Origin of the sequence: Hyunsoonleella flava (genome assembly GCF_004310325.1) — a bacterium.
Taxonomy (GTDB): Bacteria; Bacteroidota; Bacteroidia; order Flavobacteriales; family Flavobacteriaceae; genus Jejuia; species Jejuia flava.
Window position 1 is genome coordinate 380,304 of record NZ_SIRT01000002.1, and the last position, 26,886, is coordinate 407,189.

Sequence of the window (26,886 nt, forward strand, 5' to 3'; positions counted from 1 at the left end):
TTTATTTATAAGACGATACATAAAACCCTTTTGAAATTAAAAACAGATGTATTTTTTTTAGCAGGATAACCAATGAGGAAGGTGTCTGCAGCAAAAGACGCTGTTTCCAATTAAGCAGGGATGTATCAATTTCTGGCAATAGTTTTTTAAATGTTTTCTTATTTTTAGCTCTTTTACATTGTATGGCAAGCGAGTATCTGTTCAAGGTAAGGTATAGGTGTAATGATTTATTATTTAGTTCTTCATCTGTAAAGCTATTAAATAGCAGATATTTACCTTCTTGATGGTTTTCTTTAGATAGGCTGTTCTGTACGGTTTTATCATAATAACAGGTAATGGTTGGATTAAAAACCACGGTTTTTTTAAGTCCAAAGCGTATCAAAAGATCTAAATCTTGCCCAGAGATAATCGTATCGTTGAAACCTCCAATAGCATCAAATGCACTTTTCTTTATAACTAATGCAGAAGTCCAACCTATAGGGTGTATTGTACTTGCTTTAAAGTAATCTGTTATAATATGGGGCTCGTTTTTTGTTTCAATGTTATAAGTAGCGTTTTCAATATGAGATGCAGATAGTTTTAAAGCATAAGCATTACAAAACAAATCGCCGTCTGTAAACCTTATAATAGACTTGTGGTGTTCTTCTAAGTGATTAGGATACCAAGTGTCATCAGCATCTAAGAGCGCTATATATTTTGAGGAAGATTTTGTTATACCTAAATTTCTAGCACTAGAAGCTCCTGCGTTTTTTTGAGAATAAATTTGTATTCTGCTATCGGAAACTGATGCTGCTGTTTGTAAACTTTTATCAGTAGATCCATCGTTCACGATTATAACTTCAAAATCAGAAAAACTTTGGTTAAGAACGTTTTTTAAGGTGTTCTCAATTTGTTCTTCTTTATTGTAAAGTGGTATAACTACTGAGAAAAAAGGCATATTGACTTATATGGTTGAATGTTCTTTAATAATTCTTTCTGCGATACGCTTAGCTGCATTTAATTCTTGGTCGGTTATAAAGCCCTCAATTAAATGATTAAAAAATAACTCATGCAAAAAACGATATATCGCGTCTCTGTCGGGTTTAAAGTTTATGGCTTCGCTTAAAATTGTTGATAGATTATCACCGTTATCATATGTTAAACAAATTTTTGGATTTGCGTAATATGAGTTGCCTAGAACTACCGTAGGTTTATATTTTGCTATAGCTTCTAATCCAACAGTAGAGTTGTTCACAACTACCACGGAAGCTATTTCTAGTATTTCTCTGATGTTATTAGTTGTATCAAATGCAATGGAGTTTAGTTTTGCATAATCATATAGGCGCTTCTCATATTTTCCTTTATAAACGGGATGTTCTCTTATTACAAGTTGGGCATTATTGGGCAAACTCTCATATACTTTTTTTAAAATGTCAAAATGATTTTTGAATGTGCTATGATATATCATATTTACATCCAGAGGAACCTGAAGAATTAGAAAAAATATGGATTGATTTATAGTTTTATTTGGCTTTAATTGGGCTAAGCTTTTTTTAGTCTTTTTTGGAAATTGAAAAGTGTCTGTGAAGCTTAAATCTGGAGGGAAAATTATAGTAGATTTAAAAAGTAAATTAAATAGGTAATCGCAAGATCGGTAAAACAAAGATCTTCTATATTTTTCTTGTTTTGATCTATTTATAAATGACGAAATTAATAGTTCTTTTGAGGAGTTTTTTTCTACCTTATTATTTATAACAAAATCTTTAATAGATGCATTGGCGTTAACACCTTTTGCGTCAAAAAAGGTAGTGCCGAAAGGCCCCTGCTCAATATAATATACTTTGGAATTATAAACTTTTGCTAATGTTTTTGTAACTTCTATTGCAAGCCTCGAGTCACCAATCAAAAGTACTATGTTGGGTTTGTGTTTTATAAATTCTTTATCAAGTATATCTAGATAAGACATCGCCTGTAGTAACAAATCTCTTTTAGAAATGGTAGTGTTAAGTTTTACATGATAGTAAATTAAAGACTCTAGGTTGATATTCTTGTAAACTATACTTTTGTTTAAAGTTGTTAAATACTTTTTTTTATTGAAAAGTACATTTAACCATGATTTAAAGGGTAAAAATGAAGACGAGGTGTTTCTTATAAAAGCATAAAAAAAACCACTAAAAAAAATACTTTTAATTTTAAATTCTAAACCTGGGAATTCTTTTTTTAGCTCTTTTTTAATCCCGATAAAGAATCTAGAGAATTTATCATAATAACCAATACAAAGTACTTTCATGGATTTTATCCTTTACGCTGCACCACCTCATACACCTGATTCTCATCACACTTCAATGTTTTGCTCGGATACTTTAAAAGCAACGCATAATCGTGGGTGGCCATAAGTATGGTATTTCCATTTTTGTTGATTTCCTGTAGCACTTTCATAACCTCTACACTGGTTTGAGGATCAAGGTTACCTGTGGGCTCATCGGCTAAAATTAGCTCAGGGTCATTCAATAAAGCTCTCGCAATCGCAACACGCTGCTGTTCACCCCCCGAAAGTTCATGAGGAAATTTAAATCCTTTGGTTTTCATACCCACTTTGGTAAGCACTTCTTCAACTTTGGCGGTCATTTTGTCTTTGTCTTTCCAGCCTGTGGCTTTCAAAACAAAAAGTAAGTTGTCGTTAACGGTTCTGTCAATCAACAATTTAAAATCTTGAAAAATCACACCAAGCTTCCGTCTCAAAAAAGGGATATCTTTTTCTTTTAGCGTTTTTAAATCGTAGTCTACAATAAACCCTTCACCTTCATTAAGGGGTAAATCCCCATAAAGCGTTTTCATAAAACTACTTTTTCCAGTCCCGGTTTTTCCAATAAGGTAGACAAATTCACCCTTATTTATTTCAACATTAACGTTTGAAAGCACCAAGTTTTCCCCTTGGTAAATAGAGGCGTCTTTAAGTTGTAAAATGGTTTCGGACATGCAAGAAAGTGTTTCTAACTACAAGTTTAAAGCTTAAAGTTTAACGGCGCAAACCATAAACAGTTTTTCTTTTTGTTTATTGCTTTTATCAAGAAAAATATCGTCATATTTTGTTCGGTTTTTTTACATTTAATAAATCGGTTTATAATTCTAGCACGATTGTTGCGTTATAGGGTAGATATTAAATTATCTTTGAATTTCATCAAACAAAAACCAGATACTAAATGCATCTTAAACGTTCTATTTCAATCCTAGCAATATGTATCGGATTACAAGTATTTGCACAACAATCAGCAGTATATACCAATAGTTTAGCCGATTATCAAAAAGCGTTGAGTCTGTATAATAATCAGCAATATCAAGCTGCAAAATCGCTATTTTCTCAAATTAGAAAATCTACTGATAAGGAAGGTTTAAAAGGCGAGTGTTCATACTATATTGCAAATTGTGCGGTACGGTTGAATCAGCAAAATGCAGATCAACTCATAAGTGATTTTGTAAAAGAGTACCCCACAAGTACCAAGCGAAATACAGCTTTTGTTGATGTGGCGGATTATTATTTTACTAACGGAAAATATGCCTATGCACGAAAGTGGTATAGTAAAGTGGACGAAAGTGCTCTATCTCGAAAAGAGCGTCAAAAATTTTATTTCAATAATGGCTACACCGCTTTTGTAACCAAGCAATATAAAGATGCCAAAAAATATTTAGGCAGGGTTGAAAACTCTCCAGAATATGGTTCGCAAGCCAAATATTACATAGGTTTTATGGCTTATGAAGGTGATGATTACGACAGGGCCAATGAATACTTTGAACAAGTTGAAGATCAAGAGCGTTACAAAGAAAAGCTATCGTATTATCAAGCCGATCTAAATTTCAAACTAGGAAAATTTGAAAAGGCTATAGAGTTGGCAAAGGCGAGATTAGACTCTATTGATGATGAGGAAGTGTCAGAACTTTCCAAAATTATCGGTGAGAGCTATTTTAATTTAGAGCAATATGCTGAGGCTATTCCGTTTTTACAAGCTTACAAAGGCAAGAAGGGAAAGCGACAGAGAACTGCAAAATGGAACAACACCGATTTTTATCAATTAGGTTACGCGCATTATAAACAAGGTGATTACGAAAGTGCCGTTTCAGAGTTCAACAAAATTGTTGGAGGAACAAATAGCATTGCCCAAAATGCGTATTATCATCTAGGTGAGAGTTATATCAATTTAGATAAGAAGCAGGAGGCTTTAAATGCCTTTAGAAATGCATCTCAAATGGATTTTGATTTAAAAATTCAAGAAGATGCGTGGTTAAACTATGCGAAGATTAGTTATGAAATAGGGAATCCTTACCAATCCGTACCACAAGTATTAGCAAGTTATTTAGATAAATATCCAAAAACGCAATACAAAGAAGAGATCGAAACACTTTTAATTGATTCTTACATTACGTCAAAGAATTATGAAGAAGCCCTTAATCTTTTAGAAAAGAAGAAGAGTTTTGAAAACAAAGCAGCATATCAGAAAGTAGCGTTTTACAGAGGTTTGGAACTGTATAACGAAAATCAATATTTAGAAGCCGAAAATCTTTTTGACAAATCGTTGAGTGAATCTTTAGACGGCTCTTTTACGGCAAGGGCAACATTTTGGAAAGCTGAAGCTGACTATAACTTAACAAATTATGAAGATGCCCTGGTTGGTTTTAAGCAATTCATGCAACAAGCAACAGGAATGGATGTGCCAGAACAGAAAAACATCGATTATAATTTGGCGTACACCTATTTTAAACTGAAAAATTACAATCAGGCCTCAAATTTTTTTAATCAATTTATTTCAAAGAACAGCAATGATAAAGTACGGTTAAATGATGCCTATCTAAGATTGGGCGATGGATATTTTGTATCTAGTAACTATACTCAGGCCATAAATGCATATGCAAAGGCCATCAAAATGAACGCCGTAGAATCGGATTATGCATTTTTTCAAAAAGCGATAAGCACAGGTTATGCTGGTAATCCTTCAAAAAAAATAAAAGAACTGGAAACTTTTATTAGCGAATACCCAAAATCAAAATTACGTGATGATGCCTTATACGAATTAGGAAATTCATATGTGAAAGTAAATCAAATCGATAAAGCGATGGCGCGTTATGATAAACTAAATTCGGAATATAGAATGAGTTCGTTTGTTCCAAAATCGTTGTTGCGTCAAGGATTGATTCATTACAACGCTAGTAAAAACGAAGCAGCTTTAAGCAAATTCAAAAATGTAGCTGGTAACTATCCTGGAACTCCTGAAGCTGTTCAAGCAGTTGCTACAGCACGATTGATTTATATTGATTTAGGACGTGTTAACGAGTATGCGGCTTGGGTAAGACAATTGGATTATGTTGAGGTAACCGATGTGGATTTGGACAATACATCATACGAAGCGGCAGAAAAACAATATTTAGAAGGCAATACTGATGCGGCAATCAAACAGTTTAATAGCTATTTAAATAGTTTCCCTAACGGAATTCATAGTTTACAATCGCATTTTTATTTAGGTCAGTTATACTACAAAAAAGATTTAATTGCGAATGCGGCACCGCATTACAAGTTTGTGGTAGAAGCATCGCAAAGTGAATTTACCGAAGAGGCTTTATTAAGATTGTCTCAATACTATCTTGAAGATAAAAGTTGGAATGAAGCAATACCATTGTTAAAGCGATTGGAAAATGAAGCAAACTTCCCTCAAAATATTGTGTTTGCACAATCTAATTTAATGAAGGCCAACTACCAATTAGAGGATTTTGATAATGCTGTGGCTTACGCCGAAAAAGTATTGAAAAGTTCAAAAATTGATAACAAAATAAAAAGTGATGCCCATATCATCATTGCGCGATCAGCAATAAAAACTGGAGATGAGGCAAAAGCTAAGTCAGCATATAAACAAGTACAAAGAGTAGCTACGGGAGAAACCGCTGCAGAAGCCTTGTATTATGATGCATACTTTAAAAATAAAGAGGGCAATCATAAAGCCTCCAACACATCAGCGCAGAAGTTAGCAAAGGATTATTCTGGGTATAAATACTACGGCGCCAAAGGATTGGTAGTTATGGCGAAAAACTTTTATGCCTTGGATGATGCCTATCAAGCCACTTATATTTTAGAAAGCGTTATCGAAAACTTCAGTCAGTTTGATGATGTTGTGGAAGAGGCACAAACAGAATTAAAAAGGATCAAAAGAGAAGAGGCAAAGACAAATTCATCAATTGCTCCACAGGATTAAAAAAAGTAAACATTCTTAAAATTCAGAAATCAAAAATCGTTAATCGTCAATCTTAAATCGAAAAACACATGCGAAAGCAAATCAAACATATTTTAGCAGTTGTACTTACTTTAAGTATTACAATATCATTCGCTCAAAAGAAAAAGAACGACACCATTAATACTGGTGTAATCGATGTTATAAAACCATATACGCCATCCATATCAGATGCATTTAAAGTGAAGGAAGTACCGTCAACAGATGAGGACGAAGCCATTAAGATAAAAGAAATCAAATACAATATTTTTTCTTTTCCGGTAGCATCAACATTTACACCAGCAAAAGGAAAAGCGGCCACTGTTGAAAAAGCGAAACCGGTAAAGTTATTTGATAATTACGCAACTGTTGGTGTGGGTTCCTATACCACATTTTTAGGAGAAGTATATTTAAACCACGCTATCAATAGAACCGAAAGCGTAGGCGGTTACTTTAGTCATCATTCATCTGGTGGAGGCATTGAAGGTGTGCAGTTCGATGATAATTTTTCCAATACTAAAATTAAGGCCAACTATGGATCGCAATTGCGCGATTTATCTTGGAATGTTGAAGCTGGTTTTCAATACCAGCGCTTTAATTGGTATGGTGTGCCTCAGTCTCAAATTACGGCAGCACAAAACGATGGTATGATGCCAGAGCATGCATTTTCTAATGCGCATTTTGGCGGTGATATCAATTTTGAAGACACGTATATCAATTCCGGTAGTTTCTTTTTTAGACGTTTTAGTGATGATCAAGGTTCTGGTGAAAACCGTTTTGTTGCGAAGGCAAAAATTGATATTCCAGTGAATAGGGAAGAGATATCCACCGATATTATTTTGGATTATTTAGGCGGAACATTTGATAGAGGTTATGACGTAAATGATGAATTGAAATATGGTAATTTTATAGTTGGTGTTGCACCATCATATCAAATGAAACAGGATGATTTAACGGTAAATCTTGGTGTATCTATTAATTATTTAAATGATAGAGAGTCTGGAGATAATATACTATATATCTATCCTAATGTAACAGCGACTTACAGATTGGTAAGTGATGTATTGATTGCTTTTGGAGGTATTCAAGGTGGTTTAACGCAAAACTCATATCATGGTTTTGCTTCCGAAAATCCGTTTGTGTCGCCCACTTTGATGGTGGCACCAACCGACCAGCAATACAACGCCTATGTTGGTTTAAAAGGGAAATTATCCAGTAACATGAGTTATAGTTTTAACGGTTTGTACAAGGCAGATAGAGATCGTGCGCTGTTTAGAAATAATGATATTATCCTAATGCCAGATCAAGCGTATTCCTATGGCAATTCATATGGCGTTGTGTATGATGATGTAGATACCTTTGGCGTTGCAGGAGAATTAAATGTGGATGTAAATAGAAATTTCACTTTAGGTATTAAGGCAGAATATTTTAGCTACAACACTGATGATGAAGCGGAAGCTTGGAATTTGCCCGACATTGTTGGCTCTTTATTTTTAGATTATCAAATCAACGAACACTGGTTTGCAGGTGCTAATTTAATTTACACTGGCGAACGTAAAGATCGCTTCTTTTTAAATGACGGTGTCACTGCTACAACACCATTTACAGTTACCTTAGATAGCTTTTTTGATGCCAACGCGCATTTAGGGTATCATATAAATGACCAAATTTCGGTATTTGCCAAGGCGAATAATATTGCCAATAACGAATACCAACGTTGGCAAAATTTCCCAGTACAAGGCATTCAGTTTTTGGCGGGTGCTACATTTAAGTTTGATTTCTAAATGACTAACTTTTGTCATTTCCGCGAAGGCGGGAATCTACTGCTTTCCTGAACTTGTTTCAGCATTCTATTGTAGATAATTATATATTATGAAAAAACTTGTATTTTTTGGAATGTTATTATTCTTTTCATTTATCAATTCTCAAGAAAGTAGATGTATTAAATCAGAAAATGAGGTTAAAGAGAGGATTCTTGGATATTGGAAAGAGAAAAATGTAGAAACCAATATTTTTTATCGATTTGTTTTAAAAGAAGAGGAAGTTAAAATTGAGATAATAGAAAATATAGACTTTATTGAAAAAGCAGAAAATCATCTACCTTTTACTTCAGAAGAAATAGTAGAGATAAACGAATTTGATAATTGTTTTCAAGTAGGAATACTAATTAAAAGAAAATATGGAAGTGTATATAATTCGTTCAAATTTATCCATGAAAATGAATTTAAGTACTTCGAGAAAACCTTTATAAGAATCAATATTTAAGGAAATTAATTGTTAGTATGAATATCAGAGTTTTATTTATGTTTCTGAGTTTCGCAAATATTTTATTTTGCCAAAATATAGCTGATGTAAAAGAAATTGAAGGTGTCTGGATAGCAGAAGATTTTTATAATTCTTTTGAAAAAACTCATAATATTCATAAGTCAAAGAATAGTTTTAACTCTAATTACCCTGTTGCTTTAAGGATTAACCCGAAAGAAACTCTAAAAGGAAAAGTTTATATTGGTTATCAGTCATTGCATGACCATCTTCTTCATGCTGAGGAATCAAAATATGTGGTAATTGATAATGATACTTTGGGAAAGAAAGGTTGTTTTGAAATAGATTTTTCAAGAAAAGATAGTCTCAATCATTTCTTAACTTCTGAAATACTATATTTTAATCACGATTGCAAATCTTATTTAACTTGGGATAAAGATGTGGTAATACTTTATAGGCCGAAAAGCGGTGAATTGAAATCGGAAACTATAAGATATAAAAGAGTGTCAAACAAATTTCATAAAAACTATCAATACCCAAATCCACTATATTTTTATACAAGAAAAAAGTTGTTAGTCGGAAATTATATTTTGAAAGAATATAAAGGTAGAACGTTAACCAAATCTTTAAAAATTAAACCAAATGGATTGGTTTCAGGTTATTCAAGATTTAAAAAAATGTATGCTTATTATTCAACTGATATTTACTGTGGACTACCTACAACAGATGAACATCTTATGCTTTTTGATGATGTAACAAAAGAAGATTCAAAAAGCATTCATTTTGTGATAATCAGACCTAATTCTAGAACCGTTTTTTTATACGAAATGTATCCTAGAAGGCCTGAGTTTGGTCAAGAACTGGATGGACTAGGAGAACCAAAATATGTTTTAATTAAAAAATGATTCTGTCATTTCTTCTTTGGAAGAATGTATTAATAGGAATCTTATGAAAAAACGTTTTCTTTTTGGAAAGGTTCGTTTATTCGTCTTGCCTATGGTTATTTGCGTTGGGACTAAAGATAGCAAAAGGGGACGAACCTGAGGAAAATTTAGAGAATTTTCTGATTGACACTTAGACACTCAAGCAATTAATTATATAGGTTGTAGGCAATAGTATATTATTTATCAAAACTAATGTATCCGTGACTTATTTTAAATTCTTCTATTAATGAATAATCAATTCGAACAATATCTTATATCTTTTTTGAAGCTACGCATAGGACCAAATATAACATAAGTGTTGGCAGTTTTATGAACTTTTCACTTCAAATGCTTGTTAATAAATTCTGTACAAAACCGACTTTAATTGTTGTGTGTATAATTATTTAAACTACTCTTTCTTATCATCTTCAAAAAGATTTTTGGATATGTGCATAGTCACTAGCATATGAGGAACATCAACAGTTTCAGCAATTTTTAAATCACCTGATAAAGAACAAAGAGCATAAGCTTCTAACTGAGTAAGTTTATATTCAGTCATCAAATAATCTATCATGTATAATGTGGCTTTCTTAGCTGCTTCATCTATAGTTGTTCCAAAACCTGTTGTTGCATAATAATCGTCAGTTTCATATTGAGGCTCTTTTATGGTTTTGTTTTTTACTATTTCAATTTCATAAATTACACGTAAAGGCACTTCTATTGCAGTACCACAAACTTCGCCATGACCTTGTACAGCATGTCCATCACCTAAAGAAAATAAGCCCCCTTCTACAAAAACTGGAAAATATATCGTAGTACCTTTAGTCATGTTTGGGTCGTCCATATTCCCTCCATTGGCTCTTGGAGGAATGGTAGACAATAATTCTGAGGTTGCTGGTGCAACTCCCATAACTCCTGGGAATGGGTTTAATTTAAGTTTAATGTTGTCTTTAAAATTAACATGAGTAACATCTTTTCCTAATTTATAAGTTCTTAAATATGATCCTTCAATAGAGTCTGCAACGAAACTAAAGCCAGGAACAATGGCATTCCAGCCCCAATCGCCAACCTCAATTTCATGTAAAGTGATTTTTAAAACATCTCCTGGCTGTGCATCTTCAACATATACAGGTCCAGTAAGCGGATGTACAAGGTCTATATCAAAATTTTTAAGATCTTCAACTGTAGAGTTTATATTCAATTGTTCATCAAATGCATCTTCGGTAAATGCTTCAATTATAGCACCAGATTTCACTCTCAAGATAGGTTCAATAGTGCTGCTAAATTTATTGTGGGTTTGGTCTTTAGTTAATGTATATTGAGGTTTGATATCTTTTACAACTTTAATTTCAGAATCAACTTTAGTTTGTGTTTCATTTTTACAGGAAAAAATTAATAATAAAATTATACATAGTAGAAGACTTTTATTGGTTTGCATATTGAAGAAATTTAAGAATGAATAAGTAGTTAAAGTTAAGGAATTTAGTTCTAAGTTTATGGTTGAGTGTATTAATGCCAATGATTAGATATGGTTGCGTTATAATGGACGACATCGTTCGATAAACGAAGTCATCTCTTTTTTCTGACAAAATCAAGTTGAAATTAAATAAGGAAAAGGGTTATTTAGTTTTTTGGAAATTCCTGCCTGCAAAGGAATGACAGGAATGTTTCTAACGCAACCGCGCCAAATAATCAAAATGCTCCCCCTCCAAAACCAATTCGCATTGTAACCCTACGGACTCACAAGCTAGTTTTAAAGTCTCAAAATCCAAATACAACCATTTTATGGGTATTTCTTTTTCACCTTTATAACTAATAAAATAATCTAGCTCACCATAGTAATTGGCATTGGTATCCATCCAAAAACCACCATCTTCATCTTCATACATATATTTTATATCTGAAGAGTCAATTAAAATTTGTCCGTTAGGATTCAATAAAGATTTCAGGTGCTTTAAGTATTTTGAAACCTGTTTCAACTCCTGAAAAATACCTGTACCATTCATCAACAATAAAATAGTATCAAAAGTTTCAGTTTCATCAAGAATATCTAAAACTTCAGCATACTTCATGCCTCTTTGGTTAACAACTTCAATAGCTCCTTTAGAGATATCAATAGCTTTAATATTAAGTCCCTTGTTTTGCAAATACATGCTATGACATCCAGAACCACAGCCCACATCTAAAACTTTTCCCTTGGCCAATTGTAAAGCCTTTTGTTCCAATTTTGGCATTTCTTTATAACTCCTAAATAAGTAGGGAAGCGGCAATACATCTTTATCTGAGATATTTGTCCAAGTCACAATATCTTCTGCTTCATAGTCAGAAAAAATACTATTGTAATAATCTAATAGGGCTTTCCCAAAAATGTCTTTCATATCAATTCAATTGTCAGTTCGAGTGATTTCATTTTATGAAATCGTATCGAAAACCATTTTACGTGTCATTGCGTGGACGAAGGACGAGGCAATCTCCTCTAGGTTATTCAGCAGATTACTTCGGTCATAAACTTCGTTTAGGTATTTTCAATCAAAATATATTTTGATTTCAATAATCCTTCGTAAGGACTAAAAGTATTAATTTTATGCCATGCAAGACATCATCAATAATCTTCCAAAGCAGGCCAAAGATAAACATAACGAGAACAAAAAATTCTTCGCTAAACTTAAAAAGAAGCCTCCAAAGAATTTGGACTATGTAATGCAAGAATTACATGAAGCCGAGTTTAAACGAACGGACTGTTTAGAATGTGCCAACTGCTGCAAAACTACAGGCCCCTTGTTTACGGATAAAGATATTGCGCGTATTTCAAAATTCTTCAAATTGAAACCACAACAGTTTATAGAACAATATCTGCGAATTGATGAGGAGAATGACTATGTATTGCAAAGTGTGCCTTGCACGTTTTTAGGCGCAGATAATTACTGTTCTATTTATGATGTGCGTCCCAAAGCCTGCAGAGAATTTCCGCATACTAACAGGAAAAAGTTTCAGCAAATTTCAAACCTAACCTTAAAAAATGTGGCCATTTGTCCTGCTGCTTTTAATATTGTGGAGGCCATGAAGCATAGGGTGAAAATTTAGTTTATAGATTAAGTGTCGGTTTTCACCATAGTTAGTATTCTGTCTTTCATTATCCTACCCTTTGTGCCTATGCGCCTTTGCGTGCCGTTAATAATTTTTATATTTTTAAGATAAAATTTTAATTTTGGAAGCTTTATTAAATTATTTCGAAACCATTCCGTCCCACCATCGTGCCATGATAATTGTTGGTGGCCTTACTTTTTTTTGGCTCCTTGAGGGCATTATGCCATTATTTGGCAAGCCTTATAAAAAATGGGCGCACGCCATACCTAATATCTTTTTTACTGTTACTACAATTTTAGTCAATTTACCGTTGGCCTTTTTATTGTTAAAATCCTCTGATTGGGTAGCAGTAAACAATTTTGGTATTTTAAATTGGTTGCCAGAAATGCCATTATGGCTTTATATTATAGTCGGTTTATTTTTAATGGATTTAATTGGTGCATATGCACCACACTTCGTAGAACATAAAGTAAAGCCGCTTTGGATGGTACATTTGGTGCATCATACCGACCATAATGTGGACACCACTACTGCCAATCGTCATCATCCTTTGGAAAGCGTCATCCGCTACATATTTACGCTTATCGGTGTCTTTATCATCGGCACTCCAATCGCTTTGGTAATGCTGTATCAATCGTTATCAGTAGTTGCAACCCAATTTAACCACGCAAATATTAAATTGCCCAAGAAGATTGATGATGTTTTAAGCTATGTGGTTGTTTCACCAGATATGCATAAAGTACACCATCATTATAGGTTGCCTTACACAGATTCTAACTATGGTAATATTTTTTCAGTTTGGGATAGGTTGTTTGGTACTTTTATGAAACTTGATCCCGATAAAATTGTATATGGTGTTGATGTGTTTCCAGATGAAAAGAAGAATGGGCATATAGGTGAGTTGTTAAAACAGCCCTTCCAGAAATATGAAAAGCCAACGATAACACCAGATGAAAATTAGCAAATTAGCTGCGTTTTCCTTTCTTTTTCTAATGCATTGTAATACTTCAAAAACCATTGATATTCAAGGGCACCGTGGATGCCGAGGTTTGTTTCCAGAAAACACATTGGAAGCCTTTGGTAAAGCTATTGAGTTAGGTGTACATACTTTGGAATTGGATGTAGCGGTTTCTAAAGACGACGTTGTAATTGTCTCTCATGAACCATTTATGAGTAGAACGATTTGTTTGGATTTAGATGGCAATGAGATTCCTAAAAGTTTGGGTAAGGCGTATAATCTGTATCAAATGACTCTTGATAGTATCCAACAGTTTGATTGTGGTACTAAATTTCATCCTAGATTTCCAAATCAACAAAAACTAAAAACATATAAACCATCTTTAGATGCCGTGTTTAAGACGGCTAAGAGTAAAAATCCTGATATTAAGTTTAATATTGAGCTTAAGGCAAAACCTGAATATGATGGGATTTATACTCCAAAACCTGAGCGTTTCGTAGCATTGGTATTGGATATTGTAAAAGCAAATGATGCTTTAGAGTTAACTAACCTTCAAAGTTTTGATTTAAGAATTTTAGAAGAAATAAAACAGCAAGCACCAGAGATGCGAGTAGCGCTTCTAGTGGATGAAAATGAAACTATTTGGTCTAAAATAGGAAGATTAAGTTATTTACCTGAAATTGTAAGTCCGCATTATAAGTTGCTCGATGCTAAAACTGTTAGGAACTTACAAGCTGAACATTTTAAAGTAATTCCGTGGACCATCAATGACACTGACTGGTTACAGCAAATGATCGATTTTAAAGTTGATGGCATAATTACAGATTATCCAGATAGATTGATAGCACTGTTAAAATAATTGTGATTATTAAAGGCATTGATTAATCATATATCAAATATTTTTTTCTCACTTTTTTGAAAGCTATCAAGTCATCTTGCCATGTCGCTTTTATATCTTTTTCACTCAGGCCCGCTTCAATTTGTTGTTGTAAAACTTCAGTTCCGGCATGTTTAGTGAAATTATTAGTATTGAAAAACTTGGATTTATCTATTGAATTTTCATAGGCTTTTATAATCCATTTTAAAGTCATTCCACCATTAAGGTTTTCGTCTTTTAAATCTTCACCATAACACAATTTATTCTGATGTTTTGGATATTTAGCACCAAAATTGGCAACGGGTGTGTACTTAAATGTCATAGTTTCTGGATTTAGAAACGGAGCGCCATACCTTTGAAACTGAAATTCTGTACCACGTCCTGCATTTACATTAGTACCTTCAAATAAACCTAAACTTGGATATAGCTTAATGGACTGGTCATTTGGCAAATTGGGTGAAGGTCGTATGGGTAAACTATATGCGATGTAGTGCGAGTAATTTTTAACAGGAATCACTGTAATATCACATTGTATTCCATCAGCTAACCATTGTTCGCCATTAATCATTTTAGCATATTCGCCAATGGTCATTCCATGAACTAGAGGAATGGGGTGCATTCCCAAAAAACTTTGGTATTTAGTCTTTAAAGTTGGTCCATCAATATAATGGCCGTTTGGGTTTGGTCTGTCTAAAACTAAAACAGGTATATTAGCTTCGGCACAAGCTTCCATCACATTATGAAGCGTAGAAATATACGTGTAGAAGCGCACACCAACATCTTGAACATCAAAAACAACAATATCTAAGCTTTCTAAAGATTCTGGAGTGGGTTTTCTATGTTTTCCATGTAAAGAAACTATAGGTAGTTTTGTTTTAGTATCTATGCCATCAGCAACAGCTTCTCCAGCATCGGCTTTTCCACGAAATCCGTGTTCTGGGGCAAAAACTTTTTTGATATTAATATTTAAACTTAAGAGCGAATCGACTAAATGAGTATAACCATCATTGGGAGGTGTTTTGGATGATGGAGCTGTCTCCTTAAAAATCACAGAAGTCTGGTTAGCCACAACCCCAACAAGTTTCCCCTTTAAAAACGGTAAGTATAACTCGATTCGATTCGCACCAACAACAACATTTTTGTCATCTTGAACTTGTTTCAGGATCTTCTCTCCCGTGTTATTATGTGTCGTTTCATTTTTAACTTTAGAAGCACAGGAAACCGTTGCTAAAACAAATAATAAAACTGTATTTTTGAAAACATTAAATCGCATAAAGTAGTTTGAATTACGAGTATTTTATAGCTAAACGTATTATCGGTGGTAAAGCGTATAAAAGTAGCATTTCGGCACCAATAATAAAAATTGGAATTGCTGCCATTGCTATAGGTATGGTAGTAATGATGATTGCTATTGCAACAGGTATTGGGCTTCAAGAAAAAATAAGGGAAAAAGTGGTGGCATTTAATGGTCACGCTACAATTACCAACTATGATAGTAATGCCTCACAAGAAAGTGTAGTGCCTATTTCAAAAACACAAGAGTTTTATCCTGAGTTTAAAACGGTGGATGGGGTTAAACACATACAGGCTGTAGCTACAAAATTTGGTGTGATTAGAACAGAAACCGATTTTGAAGGTGCAGTTTTAAAAGGCGTTGGAAGCGATTATAATTGGCAATATTTTGAGGAATATTTAGTTGAAGGACGGATACCAAGTTTTGATGCCAAGTGGAGTGAAGAAGTGCTGATTTCAGAATATTTGGCAAACCGCCTGGGATTTAGTCTAGGTGAAAAATTCCAGATGTATTTTTTGAAGGATGATACCGAAAAACCGCCGAATATCATCAGTTTTGAGATTGTAGGGATTTACAATTCACGATTTCAGGATTTTGATGAAACATTCCTTATTGGAAACCTAAGACATATTCAACGTATCAATAAATGGACTGAAGACCAAATAGGAAATTTTGAAGTATTTATAGATGATTATGATGATATTGAGCGCATGGGCGTTGAAATCTTTCAAAATACACCATCAACATTAAATACATCTACCATAAACGAAAAGTTTTATTCCATAATTGAATGGATAAAAATATTTGATAAAAACATTTATGGTATTATCGGTATCATGATTTTGGTTGCGGGTATCAATATGATAACTGCATTATTAGTATTGATTTTGGAACGCACCCAAATGATTGGGATTTTAAAAGCCTTGGGAAGCTCTAATTGGAGTATTAGAAAAGTATTTCTTTACAATGCCTCTTACTTGGTCCTGTTGGGTTTGCTTTGGGGTAATATTTTGGGCTTAGGTGTTTTGTTTGCTCAAAAATATTTTAAGATTTTAGAAATGAACCCAGATGTGTATTATGTTACCGAAGCTCCAGTATATCTTAATTGGACGTACATTTTAGGGTTAAATATTGGGACGCTGCTTTTATGTTTATTGATGCTTTTGGTGCCTTCTTATATTATCACAAAAATTTCTCCTGTTAAGGCGATTCGGTTTGAGTAGATAAAAAATAATCTAATTAGTCACATAACTTAATTTCTTTGTTTTCGATTTTTATCCATTTTATTGAATCTATTTGTTTTTGATAAATTTCCATCCAGTTAGCTTCATTTATATCATTTAAATGTTCATCTATCACTTTGTTATAAGATTTTATTCCATTCAATTCTGGCAATGTTATAGTGCATCCAAAAGCAATATTCTCAAAACCATACTTCTTACTTATCTTATTCAAGTCTTTTGGGTATACTAACTGTTCTCCAACTAAAATTTTTTTCGGAGTGTTATTCCTTATATCAGTTTTTGCTTGAAAATAATTATAAGGGCTGAAAAATCCGTAGTACCAAAGTATTATTCCAAACGAAATTAATATTAAAACTAATTTTAGAAGTGATGCTTTGTCCATAAGCTCATTTCAATAAAAAATTTATCATTTTACTTCCCCTCAATATCACTAATATGATGCTCTAGTGCCTTTACTGAAATCTGTATTTCCAAAATTAAAAATGCCAAAGAGGCAATTAACAGCAACAATGCCACCCCAAATACCCAAACAGCAACCGTGTGTTGTTCAATATAAATTAAAAACATGGTTAAAACGCACAACAACAAACTTGAAATGCCTAAAATTTGCATGGAACGCGTTAAGTACAAGCGTCTTTTAATATTTTCTATCTGAGCGATTAATACAGAATCTTTGTTTTGAATGTATTTATCGTGCAGACTTCTAATGGTAGCGGCATAAGCCAAAAACCGGTTGGTATATGCCAACATAATTAAAGAGATTGCTGAAAATAATAATGCAGGAGTGGTTAGTGTAAGCTGTTCCATAAATTCTGTAAAAAAATAATGTCAAAGTTATATAAGTTTTTATATTTTCGGATGGTGCAAGAGGACTTTCTACATTATATCTGGAAACACCGCAAGTTTTCCACAGTCAACTTAAAAACTTCAGACGGAGAAGCCATCAATATTATCTCAAATGGACAGCATAATATAAATTCTGGTCCAGATTTTTTTAACGCACAATTAAGGATTGGAGAGCAGCTTTGGGCAGGCAATGTAGAAATTCATATAAAATCATCGGATTGGTTTTTACATAATCATGAACAGGATAAAGCCTATGATAATGTGATTCTACATGTGGTTTGGGAGCATGATGCAGAAGTATTTAGAACCGATAATTCTGTAATCCCCACGTTGGTATTGAAAGATATTGTTTCTAGCAGTGCTTTACAAAATTATAAGCAGCTTTTAGGTTCAAGGGGATATTGGATTAATTGTGAAAACAATTTTGCAGATGTTGATGATTTTACAACAACGAATTGGTTAGAAAGACTCTATTTTGAGCGTCTGGAACGAAAATCTCTAGAAGTGGTTAAACTTCTAGAAACCTCTAAAAACAACTGGGAAGCTGTGTTGTTTAAAATGCTGGCAAAAAGCTTTGGACTAAAGGTAAACGGCGATGCTTTTTTAAGTATAGCCAACTCGTTTGATTTTTCAATCTTAAGAAAATCGCAAGCTAAGGCATTGAGTATTGAAGCTTTGCTTTTCGGTCAAGCATCGTTACTTGAGAAAGATGTAGAGGATATCTATTTTAAAAATTTGCAACAAGAATATCAGTTTTTAAAACAGAAATTTGGATTGGAAAATACCTCCGTAGTTTCGCCTTCATTTTTCAGATTACGACCTAATAATTTTCCAACCATAAGATTATCACAATTGGCCAATGTGTATGCTACGCATCAAAATCTGTTTTCAAAAGTAATTGAAGCTAAGTCACCGCAAGACATTAAAGACATATTCAACGTTGGAACTTCAGAATTTTGGGAAACGCATTATACCTTCACCAAAGCGTCAAAAGTTTCAAAAAAGATAATCTCAAAATCATTTATAGATTTATTACTTATAAATACGCTGATACCTTTAAAATTCAGCTATTTAAAGTATCAAGGGAAATCAAATGAAGAGGCTATTTTAGATTTGATTTTACAAATTCCTTCAGAAAAAAATAGTATTGTAGATAAGTTTAATTCAATTAAAAAAGTATCAAAAAACGCATTGCAATCGCAGGCATTAATTCAACTTAAAACAGAATATTGCGATAAAAACCAATGCTTAAAATGTGCTATTGGCAACAAACTTTTAAACCGTTAAACTTTTAAAAGAATAAACTAAAGGTTAACTTGCGCTTATGAACATTTTTTACACAATATTATTGTTTTTACAAAAACATGGATATCATGTATGCCAGCGTATTGCAGATCGCTTTGGTATTAGAGCCAAGGTGGTACGTACCTCGTTTATGTATATTACATTTGTAACTATAGGTTTTGGTTTTGCACTATACATGTTTTTGGCATTCTGGATGCGCATTAAAGATTTAGTTTACACAAAACGTTCCTCAGTATTCGACTTATAGCCCATGAATCCCTTAGTACGACTTTTTAGATCAAGAATATACACCGCATTAATTCTGTTGGTGTTTATCATGTTGATTGGAGTGTTTGGTTATCGGTTTATTTCTGATTATTCTTGGGTAGATGCACTTTATATGACGGTTATTACAATGACAACTGTTGGTTTTGGTGAGGTAATGCCTTTGGACGATCAATCTAAAATATTTACTATATTTTTAATTTTAGCAAGTGTAATTATTGTAGGTTACGCCTTGTCCATAATTACAGAATATATTTTAAGCAAAAACGATGTTGAAGAGTTAAAACATAAAAAAATGCAAAAGAAAATAGATGCTTTTAATGACCATGTTGTTATTTGTGGTTATGGCAGAAATGGCAAACAAGCCGCTAGAAAGTTACAGGCGCACAACAAGTCGTTTGTAGTCATTGAAAAAGATAAAGAGGTTGAAGAGCGGTTGAAACACGACGGCGTGCCATACGTAATAGGGAATGCCAACGAAGATGAAACCTTGCTATTGGCAGGTGTTGACAGGGCTTCCAGTTTCATTACCGCGCTTCCAAGTGATGCCGATAACCTGTTTGTAGTATTATCTGCCAGACAGCTTAACAGCAAAATAAACATTATAAGTAGAGCGTCTCAAGAATCATCTTATCAAAAGCTAAAGTTTGCTGGAGCAAATAATGTGATATTGCCTGATAAAATAGGTGGTGATCATATGGCGTCTTTAGTAGTTGTTCCTGGTTTAATGGAATTTATTGATAACCTTGGTATTGTGGGAGCTTCTAATATCAATATTGAAGAGGTTGCAGTAGAGAAACTTTTTAATTCAGAACGTGCCCGAACTATAAAAGATTTGGATGTAAGACGAAAAACAGGTGTTACTGTAATAGGTTACAAAGACGAAAAAGGTGAATATTCAGTTAATCCTGATCCAGACAGAAACTTAGCTCCAAATTCTAAAATTATTGTTTTGGGTAGACCAGAACAGATTGAAGATCTAAATTCAAAATATGATATAGAGCTAGAAGATTCTTAACATTAACTTAATATGTTTTAAAAAATGGTTTTTTTTTAGCATCTTGCTGACTTCTTATGCATATTTTTCAATAAAAACACTAACTAACATAATCCATTATGAAGAAATATCTTCTATCATTATTTGCTATCATTTCTCCATTTTTAACGTTTGCTCAAGAAGCCCAGGAAATGGGAATTGACCAAAAAATTGATAAGATTTTTGGGGATTTAACGGGATGGTTTGTAACTGCAATTTTCTATCAAATACCTTTTACAGATGAAGTTAGCGTGTACTGGGTTTTGTTTCCATTAATTATTGGGGCAACCTATTTCACGTTTTATTTTAATCTGATAAATTTTAGAGGGTTTTGGACGTCCATAAATATTGTTAGAGGAAAATATGACGATTTAGAAGGAAGAAAGGACCATAAGGTTGAAATAGCCAAATCTCCTTTTACAGATGAGGATGATAACCCAGATACCATAAGAGTTGAAGGTCACGAAGGGGAAGTGTCACATTTCCAAGCTTTAACGGCTGCATTATCTGCTACTGTTGGACTGGGTAATATAGCCGGTGTAGCAATTGCAGTTTCAATAGGTGGCGCAGGTGCAACATTTTGGATGATTGTTGCAGGTTTCTTAGGAATGGCTTCAAAATTTGTGGAATGTACTTTAGGTGTAAAATATAGAGATATCGAGGATGATGGTACCGTTTACGGTGGACCGATGTATTATCTAAGAAAGGGTTTAAAATCAAAAGGCTTAGAGAAATTAGGAAAGATATTGGCTGTTTTATTTGCCATATTTGTAATTGGTGGTTCCTTTGGTGGTGGTAATATGTTTCAGGTAAACCAAGCATTTCAATTAGTTGAAAGTATCACGGGTGGAAACGAATCCGTTCTGCATGGAAAGGGTTGGTTATTTGGAGTGGTTATGGCTGTTTTGGTTGGTATCGTGATAATAGGCGGTATCAAGTCCATAGCTAAAGTAACTGACAAAATTGTACCGTTTATGGTGGCTATTTATGTAGCGGCTGCCTTATTTGTGATTTTTGCTAATATCGGAATGGTGGGAGATGCATTTGCACAAATTTTTAACGGTGCTTTTAGTCCCGAAGGTGTTGCTGGTGGGGCGGTAGGAGTATTAGTGCAAGGCTTTAGAAGAGCAGCATTTTCAAACGAAGCGGGAGTTGGTTCTGCGTCTATAGCACATTCAGCCGTAAAAACAAGATATGCCGCTAGTGAAGGTATGGTAGCTTTATTAGAACCATTTATTGACACGGTTGTGGTTTGTACTATGACTGCATTAGTGTTGATAATTACAGGAAATGTAACGTCGGCCAATGCAGGATTAAACGATGCACAAGCCATTTTATTAACCTCTGGAGCATTTGAATCTGTAATTTCTTGGTTTCCATATGTATTAACCATAGCAGTAGTATTGTTTGCATTCAGTACCATGATTTCTTGGTCTTATTACGGTTTTCAAGGATGGGCGTTTTTGTTTGGGAGATCTAAAAAAATGGAATATGCCTATAAATTGATTTTCTGTGTATTTGTAGTTATTGGTGCCGCAGCAAGTTTAGGCTCTGTTATTGGATTCTCTGACGCCATGATTTTCGCGATGATGGTTCCAAATATGATTGGTTTGGTATTACTGGCGCCTAAAGTTAAGAAGGAGCTTAATAAATACATGCAAGCTATAAAAGAGATTAAAAAATAAATTACCATGAGTAATTTTAAATCCCATTTTGTATTCACTAAAGAACAACGAAATGGGATTTTTTTATTGCTACTTCTCATTGTTGTTTTACAATGTGTTTACTTTTTTGTTGATTTCTCTTCTGAAGATATATCAGTAAATGAAACCGAATTAAAAGCATATGAGGCAGAAATAGACTCTTTACGACAAGCAAAAACAGAAGCAAGTAAACCTCAAATTTATCCTTTTAACCCAAATTATATAACGGATTATAAGGGATCAACCTTAGGGATGAGTATAACAGAAATTGACAGATTACTCGCTTTTCGAAAGCAGGATCAATGGATTAATTCTGCAAAACAATTTCAGGAAGTTACAGGAGTTTCAGATTCTTTATTGGCAGCAATAAGTCCGTATTTTAAATTTCCGGAATGGGTTACAAACCCTAAGCCCAAAAAAAACTATTCAAATAACTATTACGGCAGCAAACTTAAATCATTTGCAGAAAAAATAGATTTAAACAAAGCCACGGCAACCCAACTACAAAGGGTAAATGGTATTGGAAAAACATTGTCTCAACGTATTATTGATTACCGGGAAAGGTTTAATGGAGGTTTTGTTTCAGATGTACAATTACAAGATATTTATGGCTTATCTCCAGAAGTTATTGCAAGCATCACAAAACATTTCACGGTAAAAACTCCCAGAAACATCAAAACATTCAACCTAAATACTGCAACGGTTGAAGAATTGGTAAACGTACAATATATTGGTTATGAGGAAGCATATAATATTATAGAATACCGAAAGCTTCATGAAGGCTTTTCCTCATTAGACGAATTAAGAAAAGTTAAAGATTTTCCAGTGAGCAAATTAGAGATAATTAAATTATCTTTGCACATTCAATAAATGAGTGCATTAAAATTTCCTATCCTATCAAACCAAGCATAGTTTTAATGTTTATCAAAAAATTGCACGTATGACGAGTATGTATTTTACTGAAGAGCATAATCTCTTTAGAAAAAGTTTACAAGAATTTCTTAAAAAAGAGGTGGTACCTCACATTGAAGATTGGGAAAAATCAGGAGAAATAGATAAATCGGTTTGGTTAAAGTTTGGCGAAATGGGCTTCTTTGGCATCAACTATCCCGAAGCTTACGGCGGATTGGATTTAGATTTGTTTTACACCGTAATTTTATTGGAGGAACTTCAAAAAATAAATTCAGGCGGATTTGCTGCAGCAGTTTGGGCGCATGTGTATCTAGCCATGACCCATTTAAATGCCGAAGGCGATGAAACCATCAAGGAAAAATATTTGGTACCTAGTATCACGGGCGAAAAAATAGGCTGTTTATGCATTACGGAACCCTTTGGAGGTAGTGATGTGGCAGGTATGCGCACTACGGCAGTAAAAAAGGGCGATACATATGTGATAAACGGATCAAAGACATTTATTACCAATGGCGTAAGTAGCGACTATCTGGTAATTGCAGCAAAAACAACCCCAGAAATGGGCAACAAAGGCATCAGTATTTTTGTAATAGATAGAGACGTTCCAGGTGTTTCAGCCACTAAATTGGATAAGTTGGGTTGGCGTGCCTCAGATACCGGCGAAATAGCTTTTGATAACGTTACTATTCCCGTGAGTAATTTGATGGGTGAAGAAAATAAAGGCTTTGCCTACATCATGCAACACTTCGCATTAGAGCGTTTAATCATGGGCATAAATGCGCATGCCCGTGCAGAATATGCGCTGGACTATGCGCAGCAATACATGAGCGAGCGCACCGCATTTGGTAAAACCATAGATAGATTCCAGGCACTAAGGCATAAATTTTCGGATTTGCATGCCGAACTAGATGTGTGTAAAAACTACAACTACGCCGTGGCCAATGCGCTAGATAAAGGAGAATATGTGGTAAAGGAAGCCACCATCTCTAAGCTACAGTGCACCAAAATGGCCGATGAGGTCGTATCCCAATGCCTACAGTTTTTGGGCGGTTACGGCTACATGGAAGAATACCCCATGGCGCGTTTGTTTAGAGACAGTAGACTAGGGCCAATAGGCGGTGGAACTTCGGAGATACTACGCGAAATTTTGGCCAAAATCATCATTGATAAAAAGGAGTACAAGCCAGCAACTTAAACCATATTTTTGTTGTCACTTCGAGTGATTTTGACTTTTTTGTCAAAACTGTATCGAGAAGTTGGGCGTTACCCTATCGGGTCGGGCTTTCACTAGTCGCTCCTCCTACGTCGGGAGCTCCGCATACCGTTCAATCCCTAACGCGGGCTTGTTTGCCAATAATTTTTTTATAGTGAGACTTTAGGCTCTTTTGTAAGGGTTCGTTTATCGGTTACGTATAAGAATAGTGCGGTTTTGTGTCCGAGGATTTTCCACAGGAAAACGGAGTGCCCAAATACGCTTTAACCTTTTTATTTAGAATTAAACTTACGCATTATTTTTATACAATGTTGGCAAAAGGCTTTTCAATCATAACCCTAATTAATTTTTCTGAGTCTTATGTCTTTATAATGTATTTCGTATGGTTCTCCTTGGTGAGCTTGAAGGCATATATATCCTTTAGATGCTGCATCACTATTTTCTGTAAATTTTGCAGTTGTACTACCATTGATTTTAATTTCAATTTCATTTCCATTAACTAATACTTGAATCTGATTCCAATCATCAGGTTTTACTATTTTATGGATTAATTCTCTCTCAGGTATTTTTAGAATAACTGCTGGAAAAAATTCTGGATCTGGATATCTTGAAACATCTACTCTACACTCATCAATTAGGGCGCCCCAAAGCGAAAAAGGATTATTCATGTCTGCTGGAGTATGGTCTGAAAAACGAACAATTGCATTTGGGTTTGTGTAACCAATATCTGCTTGATAGGATGCCACTTCGTTTGAACCCTCTATCCTTTCAGCTCTAAAGCTCACACCTGCATTCCCCTTAGAGTTATTATGAATAAGTTTAACAGATAGTGTTAGTTCAAAATCTGAATACTCTTCAGTTGTACACAAATAGAAGCTTTCTTCTAACCCTTTTTCGAGACTTCCTCCAACTATGGCACCGTTCTCTAATCTAAAAGCGCTTTTTGATCCTTCCCATCCAGATAATGTTTGTCCATCAAATAATAGAATATTTTTTTCCTGATGACAATTGGTCATAGTAAAAATAAAAAGACAAATTGTAAATATGTTATTCAAATATTTCATAATCTCTGCTTTATCTTAATAAATATTCTAAAAATAAGCAAATCACCGATGTTCTGTTATCTTTTACTTTTTGATAAAGTATTCGTGTATGGCTCGTTGCGGAAAATCAGTTACGATTTTCCGCCGTAACCGAAAGATAGCAAATTGCAATGAATACCATTTAGGAATTGAGACGCAATCAGCTTTACCATGATATCCTTTACTTTTTTTTTATATATTTAATAAGACTAAACAATAAAACTATGAAATTTAGCAGACGGAAGTTTATTTCAAATTCTATTGCCGGAGGGCTAGTAGCCTCTACCATGCCTTTTAGTTCCTGTACTAACCAAAACATGCGTGAGGGATTATCTCCAAATGGTAAGGAAATATACGCAGCCTTGGATGAAGCGTTAAGAAAGCCGGTGTTTAAGAGGGAGTTCTTCTCTTCTCCCGTAATCATTGAAAGTATAGATTTGCTTAAGGATCGTAACAGCTTTCTCTGCCGTGTAAGGTCTTCGGATGGAGCCGAGGGGATTTCTGTGGGACACCCTAATATTAGCCGTCACAGCTGGCCTGTTATGAGGCAGTTCATCGAGCAATGTGTTGGTAAGGACGCTCGTAATCTTGATGAGCTCATATTCAGGCTTGCAGAACCTGGGGCTAAAAGCTGTGGAGTGCCTAAGAATGTCCATATCGCGACTCTCGAACTGGCTATTCTAGACATGATGGGCAATCTTTCCGGAAAGCCTATAGGTAAGCTTATCGGGGATATTCATAATCCGTATGTATCTGTATACCAAGGATCCCGATACAAGGAACTACGTAGAATGGCACCAGAAGAATCACTGGATTTGGTTGCTTTAGACCATGAAGAGAGTAAGGTCAAAGCCATCAAGATTAGGGGTGGTGTTGGGAACCAGCTAGGTACTGATGCAGATAATGCTCCCGGACAAACGGAAAAACTTATTAAAATGACCCGTGAAAGATTTGGAGACGATATGGTATTGATGCTTGATGGAAATGGATCCTATTCTACAAAGGAGGCCATTAGGATTGGGCGAATACTGGAGGAATACAATTATTATTTTTACGAGGAGCCTGTGCCGTGGGACTGGTATGATGAGCAGGTAGAAGTAGCTAAAGCCCTCAATATTAAGATGGCGGGAGGAGAGGAAGAATTCCGGATGCGAGCTTTTCGCTGGCTAATTGCGAATGATGCATTTGATATTTATCAGCCAGATAATATGTATTTTGGTGGATTGATTAGATCGATGCAGGTCGCTCGGATGGCCGAGGTAGTCGGAAAACCGATTGTTCCACATATGACGACAGGAGGACTGGGCTTTTTGTATATGCTACATTTCGTATCGGCTTGTCCGAACGCTGGCAAGTACCACGAGTTTAAGCTTTTCGCCACAAAGGATGGAAATAGGAATTCTATACCAATAGAGAGCAAGACCGAACCCTTCTCAAGCGAAGACGGAGTGATAAAAGTACCTACTGGTTCTGGGTTAGGGATTGTGATTGACCCTGATTACATAAAAACACATAAGAAGGTGACCATTTGGTAAATATGTGTTTCGAATAGCCTTTAATGGCGTCAGATAAAATAAAATTTACTTTTTATAAAGCTCTTAAGCCGCTATTTATTTCGCAACTTGTAAAATTCTGCATACAGGTTAT

24 protein-coding genes are annotated in these 26,886 nt (G+C 34.5%); 15 read left to right on the forward strand and 9 right to left on the reverse strand.

The annotated features are described in order from the left end of the window. Nucleotide 1: 1 nt before the first annotated feature. Genes EYD45_RS04950 through EYD45_RS04960 form a run of 3 tightly spaced genes read right to left on the reverse strand, consistent with a single transcriptional unit; the run spans nucleotide 2 to nucleotide 2,958 of the window. On the reverse strand, nucleotides 2–937 hold the full coding sequence (locus EYD45_RS04950) for a glycosyltransferase family 2 protein (RefSeq protein ID WP_130963242.1): 936 nt from the start codon (nucleotides 935–937) through the stop codon (nucleotides 2–4). A 6-nt stretch (nucleotides 938–943) separates the two neighbouring features. After that, the gene (locus EYD45_RS04955; RefSeq protein WP_130963243.1) at nucleotides 944–2,269 is read right to left on the reverse strand and encodes a capsular polysaccharide export protein, LipB/KpsS family; all 1,326 of its coding nucleotides are present in this window, start codon (nucleotides 2,267–2,269) and stop codon (nucleotides 944–946) included. 5 nt (nucleotides 2,270–2,274) lie between these two features. Then, a complete protein-coding gene (locus tag EYD45_RS04960) occupies nucleotides 2,275–2,958 on the reverse strand; it encodes a cell division ATP-binding protein FtsE (protein WP_130963244.1) in 684 nt (227 codons plus the stop codon). 224 nt (nucleotides 2,959–3,182) lie between these two features. Between EYD45_RS04960 and EYD45_RS04965 the strand changes: the two genes are divergently transcribed. The 4 genes from EYD45_RS04965 (at nucleotide 3,183) to EYD45_RS04980 (ending at nucleotide 9,400) form a co-directional block, all read left to right on the forward strand. Beyond that, nucleotides 3,183–6,218 (forward strand): tetratricopeptide repeat protein, encoded by a 3,036-nt coding sequence (locus EYD45_RS04965; protein ID WP_130963245.1) that lies wholly within the window; start codon nucleotides 3,183–3,185, stop codon nucleotides 6,216–6,218. A 68-nt stretch (nucleotides 6,219–6,286) separates the two neighbouring features. After that, a complete protein-coding gene (locus tag EYD45_RS04970) occupies nucleotides 6,287–8,017 on the forward strand; it encodes a TonB-dependent receptor (RefSeq protein ID WP_130963246.1) in 1,731 nt (576 codons plus the stop codon). 88 nt (nucleotides 8,018–8,105) lie between these two features. Beyond that, nucleotides 8,106–8,498, forward strand: coding sequence for a hypothetical protein (locus EYD45_RS04975; protein WP_130963247.1), 393 nt, complete (start codon nucleotides 8,106–8,108; stop codon nucleotides 8,496–8,498). A gap of 17 nt (nucleotides 8,499–8,515) precedes the next feature. After that, nucleotides 8,516–9,400 (forward strand): hypothetical protein, encoded by an 885-nt coding sequence (locus EYD45_RS04980; protein WP_130963248.1) that lies wholly within the window; start codon nucleotides 8,516–8,518, stop codon nucleotides 9,398–9,400. A gap of 427 nt (nucleotides 9,401–9,827) precedes the next feature. On the opposite strand, the gene EYD45_RS04985 is transcribed toward EYD45_RS04980, so the two are convergent. Together EYD45_RS04985 and EYD45_RS04990 are read right to left on the reverse strand one after the other, a co-directional pair. Further along, the gene (locus EYD45_RS04985) at nucleotides 9,828–10,856 is read right to left on the reverse strand and encodes an acetamidase/formamidase family protein (protein WP_130963249.1); all 1,029 of its coding nucleotides are present in this window, start codon (nucleotides 10,854–10,856) and stop codon (nucleotides 9,828–9,830) included. A gap of 232 nt (nucleotides 10,857–11,088) precedes the next feature. Continuing rightward, nucleotides 11,089–11,796 carry a class I SAM-dependent methyltransferase gene (locus EYD45_RS04990; protein WP_130963250.1) on the reverse strand — a complete coding sequence of 236 codons (708 nt, stop codon included), beginning with the start codon at nucleotides 11,794–11,796 and terminating at the stop codon, nucleotides 11,089–11,091. A gap of 211 nt (nucleotides 11,797–12,007) precedes the next feature. Here EYD45_RS04990 and EYD45_RS04995 point away from each other — a divergent pair, with 211 nt between their 5' ends. The 3 genes from EYD45_RS04995 to EYD45_RS05005 all read left to right on the forward strand — a co-directional run bounded on the left by EYD45_RS04995 (nucleotide 12,008) and on the right by EYD45_RS05005 (nucleotide 14,322). Next, on the forward strand, nucleotides 12,008–12,502 hold the full coding sequence (locus EYD45_RS04995; RefSeq protein ID WP_130963251.1) for a YkgJ family cysteine cluster protein: 495 nt from the start codon (nucleotides 12,008–12,010) through the stop codon (nucleotides 12,500–12,502). 124 nt (nucleotides 12,503–12,626) lie between these two features. Then, nucleotides 12,627–13,466, forward strand: a complete 840-nt coding sequence (locus EYD45_RS05000) for a sterol desaturase family protein (protein ID WP_130963252.1) — start codon at nucleotides 12,627–12,629, stop codon at nucleotides 13,464–13,466. Beyond that, on the forward strand, nucleotides 13,456–14,322 hold the full coding sequence (locus EYD45_RS05005) for a glycerophosphodiester phosphodiesterase family protein (RefSeq protein ID WP_233702530.1): 867 nt from the start codon (nucleotides 13,456–13,458) through the stop codon (nucleotides 14,320–14,322). Before EYD45_RS05000 ends, EYD45_RS05005 begins: the two co-directional genes overlap by 11 nt. 22 nt (nucleotides 14,323–14,344) lie before the next feature. Here the strand turns inward: EYD45_RS05005 and EYD45_RS05010 are convergent, their stop codons facing one another. Further along, nucleotides 14,345–15,613, reverse strand: a complete 1,269-nt coding sequence (locus tag EYD45_RS05010) for an exo-beta-N-acetylmuramidase NamZ family protein (RefSeq protein WP_130963253.1) — start codon at nucleotides 15,611–15,613, stop codon at nucleotides 14,345–14,347. 8 nt (nucleotides 15,614–15,621) lie between these two features. Between EYD45_RS05010 and EYD45_RS05015 the strand changes: the two genes are divergently transcribed. Beyond that, complete coding sequence (locus EYD45_RS05015; protein WP_130963254.1) at nucleotides 15,622–16,857, forward strand: ABC transporter permease; 1,236 nt, start codon at nucleotides 15,622–15,624, stop codon at nucleotides 16,855–16,857. A 16-nt stretch (nucleotides 16,858–16,873) separates the two neighbouring features. On the opposite strand, the gene EYD45_RS05020 is transcribed toward EYD45_RS05015, so the two are convergent. Both EYD45_RS05020 and EYD45_RS05025 read right to left on the reverse strand, forming a co-directional pair. Beyond that, nucleotides 16,874–17,260 carry an FEKKY domain-containing protein gene (locus tag EYD45_RS05020; RefSeq protein WP_130963255.1) on the reverse strand — a complete coding sequence of 129 codons (387 nt, stop codon included), beginning with the start codon at nucleotides 17,258–17,260 and terminating at the stop codon, nucleotides 16,874–16,876. Nucleotides 17,261–17,289: 29 nt separating this feature from the next. Beyond that, complete coding sequence (locus EYD45_RS05025; RefSeq protein ID WP_130963256.1) at nucleotides 17,290–17,685, reverse strand: DUF2721 domain-containing protein; 396 nt, start codon at nucleotides 17,683–17,685, stop codon at nucleotides 17,290–17,292. An 18-nt stretch (nucleotides 17,686–17,703) separates the two neighbouring features. On the opposite strand from EYD45_RS05025, the gene EYD45_RS05030 reads away from it, so the two are divergent. The 6 genes from EYD45_RS05030 (at nucleotide 17,704) to EYD45_RS05055 (ending at nucleotide 24,139) form a co-directional block, all read left to right on the forward strand. Then, complete coding sequence (locus EYD45_RS05030; RefSeq protein ID WP_317127926.1) at nucleotides 17,704–19,011, forward strand: DUF2851 family protein; 1,308 nt, start codon at nucleotides 17,704–17,706, stop codon at nucleotides 19,009–19,011. Nucleotides 19,012–19,048: 37 nt separating this feature from the next. Further along, complete coding sequence (locus EYD45_RS05035; protein WP_130963257.1) at nucleotides 19,049–19,276, forward strand: PspC domain-containing protein; 228 nt, start codon at nucleotides 19,049–19,051, stop codon at nucleotides 19,274–19,276. Between the two features lie 3 nt (nucleotides 19,277–19,279). Then, nucleotides 19,280–20,311: a potassium channel family protein gene (locus EYD45_RS05040; protein ID WP_130963258.1), complete on the forward strand. Its 1,032-nt coding sequence runs from the start codon at nucleotides 19,280–19,282 to the stop codon at nucleotides 20,309–20,311. Between the two features lie 98 nt (nucleotides 20,312–20,409). Further along, the gene (locus EYD45_RS05045; RefSeq protein ID WP_130963259.1) at nucleotides 20,410–22,014 is read left to right on the forward strand and encodes an alanine/glycine:cation symporter family protein; all 1,605 of its coding nucleotides are present in this window, start codon (nucleotides 20,410–20,412) and stop codon (nucleotides 22,012–22,014) included. A gap of 6 nt (nucleotides 22,015–22,020) precedes the next feature. Then, nucleotides 22,021–22,902 (forward strand): ComEA family DNA-binding protein, encoded by an 882-nt coding sequence (locus EYD45_RS05050; RefSeq protein WP_130963260.1) that lies wholly within the window; start codon nucleotides 22,021–22,023, stop codon nucleotides 22,900–22,902. Nucleotides 22,903–22,972: 70 nt separating this feature from the next. Continuing rightward, nucleotides 22,973–24,139 (forward strand): acyl-CoA dehydrogenase family protein, encoded by a 1,167-nt coding sequence (locus tag EYD45_RS05055; protein ID WP_130963261.1) that lies wholly within the window; start codon nucleotides 22,973–22,975, stop codon nucleotides 24,137–24,139. Nucleotides 24,140–24,495: 356 nt separating this feature from the next. On the opposite strand, the gene EYD45_RS05060 is transcribed toward EYD45_RS05055, so the two are convergent. Then, nucleotides 24,496–25,221 (reverse strand): 3-keto-disaccharide hydrolase, encoded by a 726-nt coding sequence (locus EYD45_RS05060; protein WP_130963262.1) that lies wholly within the window; start codon nucleotides 25,219–25,221, stop codon nucleotides 24,496–24,498. A 242-nt stretch (nucleotides 25,222–25,463) separates the two neighbouring features. Between EYD45_RS05060 and EYD45_RS05065 the strand changes: the two genes are divergently transcribed. Further along, nucleotides 25,464–26,774: a mandelate racemase/muconate lactonizing enzyme family protein gene (locus tag EYD45_RS05065; RefSeq protein ID WP_130963263.1), complete on the forward strand. Its 1,311-nt coding sequence runs from the start codon at nucleotides 25,464–25,466 to the stop codon at nucleotides 26,772–26,774. Nucleotides 26,775–26,886 lie beyond the last annotated feature (112 nt).